Annotated in this window: 2 protein-coding genes and 1 pseudogene; all 3 read left to right on the top strand. The window is 52.7% G+C overall.

Features of this window, described 5'->3' with window-relative positions; all coding sequences use genetic code 11:
- On the top strand, nt 1–882 hold an 882-nt coding region (locus NV64_RS22575), incomplete at its 5' end, for a DUF2345 domain-containing protein (protein WP_146005541.1).
- Nucleotides 883–945: 63 nt separating this feature from the next.
- A complete protein-coding gene (locus tag NV64_RS22570; protein ID WP_101506838.1) occupies nt 946–2,607 on the top strand; it encodes an acetyltransferase in 1,662 nt (553 codons plus the stop codon).
- Nucleotides 2,604–3,244, top strand: a pseudogene (locus NV64_RS22565) (hypothetical protein); the annotation flags it as partial. The gene NV64_RS22570 and the pseudogene NV64_RS22565, both read left to right, overlap by 4 nt.

The following is a 3,244-nucleotide window of genomic DNA, read 5'->3' as shown; positions in this document are numbered from 1 at the left end:
GAGCTGCGCAGCGACAGCTGGGGCACGCTGCGGGCGGAGAAAGGACTGTTTATCACCGCCGACGGCCAGCCGAAGGCGCAGGGTGAGCAGCGGGAGATGCAGGCGGCGATTAGCCAGTTACAGCAGGCGCTGACGCAGGCTGAGGCATTAAACAGCGCGGTGGAAGCGGCTAAGGCTGAACTGGCAGATATCCAGACACAAAAAGCCCTGCTTACGGAGAGCCTGACGGCGCTGAAAAAATCGGCACTGTTGTTGAGCGCACCGGCGGGTATTGCTCAGGCTACCCCGGCAAGTCTGCAACTTGCGGCAGGGGAAAATATTATCAGCGCCAGCGGTAAAAACACCGATTTCAGCGTAGTAAAAAAATTCACCGTGGCGGCCGGGGAAGCCGTAAGTCTGTTTGCCAACAAACTCGGAATAAAACTCTTTGCCAGCCGGGGAAAAGTGGAAATTCAGGCACAGAGCGATGAGATGACGCTGGATGCGCTGAAAGATATCCGTATCTCCAGCAGCGAAGGAAAACTGTATATCAGTGCTAAACAGGAAATCATCCTGACCAGCGGTGGCGGATATATCCGGATAGCGAACGGCTCCATCGAGTGCGGTGCGCCAGACAACATCATTCAGCGCGCCGCGGTGTGGCAAAAGTTTGCCGGGCAGAGCATCAACGTGGCGGCCCGGCAGTGGAATACCAGTGATTTTGCGGTGACGCCTACGATGCTGCGCCTTTCCGACAACTCTCCTGTGGCGGGCCAGACATTACGTTTTGAGAACGGTGATGGCATAAAGCAAACCCTGGCGACCTCCTCATCGGGGGCAGCGCCAACGCAGAATAATGTCACTGTGGATTTACTCAACGCTGATTTGCCGAAAAAAAGTTAAAGGACAGGCACCAGACGGTGTAATCACAACGTATCTACCTGAACGGATAAAAGGACGCAACAAATGACGGAAGAGAAACCCTCAGAAAGCGGTAACAGCCAGCCTGTGACCTGTATAAAGCCGCAGTGGGACCGGCACGGGCTGGTTCACTGGAACGGGATACAAAACCAGAAGAAATCATTAAATGCTCAGGTGGTGTTACTGCAGCCCCCGCTTAAAGTTATTCCGGTGATATTTCTGCCCGGTGTGATGGGGACTAATTTGATGTCGAATAAATCAGCAAGAAGGGAAGACACTATCTGGCGTGGTGACAGCATGGGCGCTGTATATCTTAAGTGGGCAGGAAAAAATGGTAGCCGCCGAAGAGCGTTGCTCAACCCGTATACCACAAAGGTGGATAACCGCGGCGATATCGATCAAACCTTTCATTCACCGATCTCTGACGACGGGAAACTGTTTCCATCGCGGCGTAAACGCGGCTGGGGGGAAGTATTATCCTTCAGTTATGGAAAATTTTTAAGCGTCTTTCAGGGCGCACTGCTGGATGACTGGCAGCAGGACCTGGTTAATTACGGAACCCCGTCTCAGGGGAAAGGCGGCATCTTAAGCCAGCTGGTGGGCAGGCAGCTGGCAGTGGATAACGGGGCGGAAATCAGCGGGGAATCGGTGATGACCCGGCAGGAGCTGGACCACTACCGCAATTTTCTGCTGCCGCTGCACGTCTGTGGCTATAACTGGCTGGAGGACAACAAGACCTCGGCCGCGGGGCTGGTTGCCTGTATCGACAAGGTCATTGACCTCTACAGACATGAGCACTGTTACGGCATGGCGTTTCCCGCCGGGCAGGAGAAAGTCATCCTCGTCACCCACTCCATGGGGGGCCTGGTTGCGCGCTATGCGTCGCAGATTGCCGGGGCGCAGGATAAAATTCTGGGAATTGTTCACGGTGTTATCCCGGACCTCGGTTCCCCTGCGGCGTACCGGCGCATGAAGGTCGGGGCAAAACAGGAGGGGATGGCAGGGGCGGTGCTGGGCAACACGGCGCAGGAGCTGATGCCGGTACTGGCCCGCGCCCCGGCGCCGCTGCAGCTGCTGCCTTCTACTAAATATCTTAATGGCGCGCCCTGGCTGACGGTGGAAGGGGGCCGCGAGGATGGCAGCGATATAACACTGCCTGAAACGAAGGATCCGTTTGGCGAGATTTACCTGAATAAAACCCTGTGGTACCGCTTGTATGAAGCCGACATTATCGACAAGGATGCGGCGGTCATTAAAAATAACTGGGATGAATACAGCGATCTTATTAATAAAGTAGTACAGAGGTTCATTGAAAAACTAGACAATCAATATCACCCTAATAGCTATGCATTTTATGGTCATAAAACAGGCTCTGACGGTAAGCTGAGCTGGAAGAAAATCACCCAGGTTTACACAAAAAAAACGGATATAAAGCTGCCCAATAATTACCGGGAAGTCCTGCTGCCGCTTCATCGCGCTCAGGTCTACCACCTCGCCTCATCCAGCACGCCGGGTGACGGTACCGTACCGGTGGAATCACTGAGCGCCATACGCCAAAGCAGCAGCATCAAAAGCATACTGGCAACCGCGGTTGAGCATCAGGGTGCTTATGATGTTGACAGCCTGAAAGACATCCTTAACCGACCGGCCCTGCAGTTTACCCTGCGGGCGATTGTGAAAATGGTCAAGGAGGTCCCGGTCCCATGAAATCTGTACAGAAATTTACCCTGTTATCGCTGATGGTTACCGGCATGCTGTTCGCTGCCCCGGCCATCGCCACGACCTTACCGCATATCACACCGAAGGAGAGTGCCGTGATAGACACCCTGTTTGCAGAGACGAAACCGCAGTGTATCGGACGTTATGTGATAGATGTGCCGCAGTCATTTAACAACAGCCTGCGCGATATGATTTTTATCGACGACTTTAAAATCAGCAGTAAATGGATCTACCCGCCCGCCTTCCAGCAGCGGATAAAACTGCGGGAGCAGGAGTTACGGGATGCGGTTAATAAACCCGAAAACGAACCGGAAGACGCCCCATTTTTAAAAGAGAAAATCCTGCTTCCTGAAAGTAAAGGCGTTATTTTTGATCATAATGAATCGGATACACCTGACATCTACCGTCAACTTGAAGCCCATATCTATGTAAATCATGTGGCATTTGTGATTACTACGGAGTTTCGGGATTTTTCAGGTGAAAAAAACAAGGAGAAAAAAGCTAAATATTTAGCCCGGGGATTTACTGAAGCTGATGCTAACACCAAACCCGCAAAACTGGCCGCGCTGCAATCGTTGATCTCGCGCTTAAGTGGCAGAAAGGATGAGGAAATCCCGAAAGAGAA

Source organism: Erwinia sp. B116 (assembly GCF_002865965.1).
Taxonomy (GTDB): Bacteria; Pseudomonadota; Gammaproteobacteria; order Enterobacterales; family Enterobacteriaceae; genus Erwinia.
The sequence above is the reverse complement of the archived record's forward strand: the minus strand, read 5'-3'. Positions and strand labels throughout refer to the sequence as shown.